Source organism: Herbaspirillum sp. B65, from assembly GCF_000333555.1.
GTDB classification, from domain to species: domain Bacteria; phylum Pseudomonadota; class Gammaproteobacteria; order Burkholderiales; family Burkholderiaceae_D; genus Herbaspirillum; species Herbaspirillum rubrisubalbicans.
Genome location: NZ_BADI01000982.1, coordinates 1 through 3946, shown reverse-complemented (window position 1 = coordinate 3946; position 3946 = coordinate 1). Strand labels below are relative to the sequence as shown.

Genomic DNA, 3946 nt, shown 5'->3' with positions numbered 1-3946 from the left:
TTTTTGGGAACATCATGCCATTGAGTCGACGCGACTTTCTCAAGACCACCGCCGCTACCACCATCGCCGCAGGCGGACTGACCCTGTTCGGCACCCATGAGGTGTTCGGCAAGGACACCACCCTCATTCCCAGCGCCTGTCATTGGGGACCGTTCAAGGCGGTCGTGAAGAAAGGCGTACTGGTCGGCATCCAGCCGCTGCCGGAACTCGACGCCACCCCGACCACCATGCTGACCAAGGGCGTGTTAAGCCGGGTCTACAGCAAGACCCGGGTGGCCGCGCCGATGGTGCGCAAGTCGTGGCTGGCCAGACGCGGCGCCGATGCCGCCACGCGCCACCTGCGTGGCCATGAGCCCTTCGTGCAGGTGAGCTGGGACGAAGCGCTGGCCCTGGTAGCCGAGGCCATCCTCAGCACCGCCGAGCAGCATGGCAACCAGGCGCTGTTCAGTTCTTCCTACGGCGGCTGGTCGCACGCCGGACTGATGCGCCCGCAGGTGCTGCAGGGGCGGCTGTTCGGGTTGATCGGTGGCCACTCCACGACGACTGGCGATTATTCCGGTGGTGCCTCGCAGATCAGCCTGCCCTACGTCATCGGCGACATGGAAGTCTATTCACCGCAAACCTCCTGGGAAGTCTTGGCCGCGCATACCGACATCATGGTCTGGGTCGGGGCCGACCCGATCAAGAACAATCGCATCGAATACACGGTGGCCGATCACCAGATGACGGAAAACTGGAAGAAGATCCGTGCGCGCGGCGTGAAATTTATTTCCATCAATCCCCAGTACACCGCCACCGACGAGCTGCTGCAAGCCGAGTGGATCAAGATCGTCCCCAATACCGATACTGCCCTGTTCCTGGCCATGGCCTTCCACGTCCTGAGCACGGGACGGCAGGACCAGGCCTACCTGGCGAAGTACACGGTCGGCTTCGAGCAGTTTCGCGATTACCTGCTGGGGCGGGACGCGGATGGTTCTCCCCCCAAGACGCCGGAGTGGGCCGCCGCCATCACGGGAGTACCGGCAGCGCAGATCAGGACGCTGGCCGAGCTGTTCTCCGGCCCGCAGCGGGTGCAGTTCGCCGGGGCCTGGTCGCTGCAGCGTGCGCATCATGGCGAGATGACACACTGGGCCATCATCAACTTCGCCGCGATGGTCGGCAAGATCGGCAAGCCCGGCCAGGGCGTGGGATTCAGCTGGCATTACGGTGGCGGTGGCATGGTGCAATCCAATGCCATCATGCCGGTCGGGCTGTCGCAGGGACGTAATCCCGTGACCACGCGCTGCCCCGCTTCGCGCATCAGCGAGATGCTGCTCAATCCGGGCGGCAAGTACACCCGCGATGGCGCCACCCATAGCTATCCCGATGTCAGGCTGATCTACAACGCCGGCAACAATTTCCTCTCGCACCAGCAGAACACCAATGAACTGATCCGCGCCCTGAACCGGCAGGTCCCGACCATCATCTGCCAGGACCCCTGGTGGTGCGCCTCGGCGCGCTTTGCCGACATCGTGCTGCCGGCTACCTCCGAGCTGGAACGTAACGACATCAGCAGCGGTGGCACCTACAGCAACGACAAGATCTATGCGATGCGCCAGGTGATCCAGCCCTATGGGCAGAGCCTGGACGACTTGGAGATCTTCAGCCGCCTGGCTGGCCTGATGGGCGTGGGCTACCAGTTCACCGAGGGCAAGAGCATCATGCAGATCCTGACGGAATCCTTCCAGGCGGCGCAGCCCACACTATCCTTCCAGCACTTCTGGCGCGAGGGTGTGGCCAGGCTGCCAGTGCCGCAGGAAATGCGGGGCTGGGTCCGCCACGGGGACTTCTACCGGGACCCGGAGCAACATCCCCTGCATACCCGCTCGGGCAAGATCGAACTGTATTGCGCCCAGATCGACAGTTTCAAGCTGCCCGACTGCCCGCCCATGCCCAAGTATCTGGAACCCGCCGAGTTCCTGGGCAATGCCAAGCCGGGCCAGGTCCATGTGGTGAGCCCGCATCCGTGGAACCGCGTCCATTCGCAGATGGCCCAGGCCGACGTGCGCTTCGAGCAGAACGTGCAGGGGCGGCAGCATGTGCTGATCAATCCGCAGGATGCGGCCGCACTGGATATCCGGGACGGCGATCTGGTGGAGTTGAGCAATGCGCGCGGCACCCTCATCGCCGGTGCCGCCATCACCGCGCGCATCATGCAGGGCGTGGTCAGTCTGGAAGAGGGCAACTGGATTCAGCTGGATTCACGCGGACGCTGCAACAGCGGCTCCATCAACATGATCACCAGCAGCATTGCTGCCAGCGCGCTCAGCCAGGCGTCCAGCGCCAACACCTGCCTGGCCACGCTGCGGCGCTGCGACGATGCCGAATCGCCCAACCGGGCCTATGAGCCGCCGGCCATTGAACGCATCGGCAAGCTCGGCATCCAGGTGGCGGCGTTGCGGCTGGCCGAGCGGGCGGCGGCCATCAAGGGGCAGGCGACCACCCATTTGTCGCCGGGCGAGAAGCTCTTCTATGAACGCTGCACGCTCTGCCATGTACCGCGCGAGCCCGGCGACTATACCCAGAAGCAGTGGCTCGGCATTACCGAGAGCATGTTCCCGCGCGCCGGACTGGACGAGGGGCAGAAAAAGTCGGTGCTGGAGTTCCTGCTCAAACATGCCCGGGATGCCGCGCCGATGTAAGCCCGGGCAACGCCGGCCACGGCTTGCCGGAAAAGTTATAAATCATTACGCATGATGAGCTATACGGCAGGGAGGGCATCGCGGACCATTTCAAGAAAATGGCGTGTCTTCCTTGCCCTGTTGTGTCGCTGCGTGCGCCTGGCGGCGTCGTATCATGGCATCGATGGCATCCTTCAAGCCCTGGCTGCGCGGGTCGCGTGCCAGCGTACTGCTGAGTTCGGCGAAGGAAGACAGCGCGTTTTCGGTCAATTCCAGCACCCGTTTGGGCGGGGGCGGGGGGGCCATGCGGCCAACTTGCACTTTGATTCGGATTGAATTAACCTGCCATCCGTCCTTCAGCAGGCGGTCCTGCAGCCTCGGGGTTTGCTGCTTCAACCGGGCCGCCAGCGCTGCATTGGGGGCGCTCATGACCAGCACGCCAGCTTCAAACTGCAAGATCTGACACGCGGCAAACATCGCCGGCAAGTTCGCGGCGACCGACTGCTGCAGCGTGCCCATGCGAGCCAGGGCGGGCAAGAGCGCCGCCATCGTCGAATTCGACCGCAAGAAATCCGCGGCTCCCTTCGTGCTCTTCGCCATGCGTTGAGCGCTCGTGGGAGCAGGCCGATAAGGGGTGAACGTAGATGGGTACTTCATCTTTAAACCTTATCACATCCGGTGTCTGACCGGCCGGAGACCAAGGAGCAAAGATGCAAATTATCCTGTTGCACCCCCGTTTCACCAAAGCCCGCTCCATTACGCTGGGTACCAAGCACATCCTGCTGCTGCTGTTGCTGATGCTGACCATGGTGGCCGGCTCCTCCATGGGGATCACCTATTTCCTGCTCAACCGCGCCGGCAACCCCGATGCCTCGCCCATGCTGCACAAGCTGGCCGTGTCGATGAGCCAGGAAGAAGACGGCCGCAACGAGAAATACCTGAAGGAAAACTTGGCCATGATGGCCGTCAAGGTCGGCGAGATGCAAGCCCAGATGATGCGCCTGGATGCGCTGGGCGAGCGGGTGCAGGGCCTGGCTGGCATCCGCCCCGAGGAGTTCAACTTCAAGGAAGCGCCCGGTCGCGGCGGTGCCGAAGTCTCCAGCCAGGCCGGTCCGGCGCGTGATGTGAGCATGGATGAGCTGCGCCGCATGTTGGATAGCCTGGCGGTGGACGCCGGTCACCGCGCCGACTACCTCAACGCCGTGGAATCCACCTGATGAGCGGACAGACAAGTCGCGCCTGCTGCCGACCAATCAACCGGTCAACGTCGCCTACAATTCCTCCAG

3 protein-coding genes are annotated in these 3946 nt (G+C 63.3%); 2 read left to right on the top strand and 1 reads right to left on the bottom strand.

The window, feature by feature from the left end:
• Positions 1-2681: molybdopterin-dependent oxidoreductase (locus I5W_RS23085; RefSeq protein ID WP_252717190.1), on the top strand; the 2681-nt coding region annotated here is incomplete at its 5' end.
• Positions 2682-2771: 90 nt separating this feature from the next.
• Here I5W_RS23085 and I5W_RS23080 read toward each other — a convergent pair.
• Positions 2772-3209, bottom strand: a complete 438-nt coding sequence (locus tag I5W_RS23080) for a DciA family protein (RefSeq protein WP_252717191.1) — start codon at positions 3207-3209, stop codon at positions 2772-2774.
• Positions 3210-3370: 161 nt separating this feature from the next.
• Between I5W_RS23080 and I5W_RS23075 the strand changes: the two genes are divergently transcribed.
• Positions 3371-3877, top strand: a complete 507-nt coding sequence (locus I5W_RS23075; protein WP_252717189.1) for a hypothetical protein — start codon at positions 3371-3373, stop codon at positions 3875-3877.
• The last annotated feature ends 69 nt before the right edge of the window (positions 3878-3946 follow it).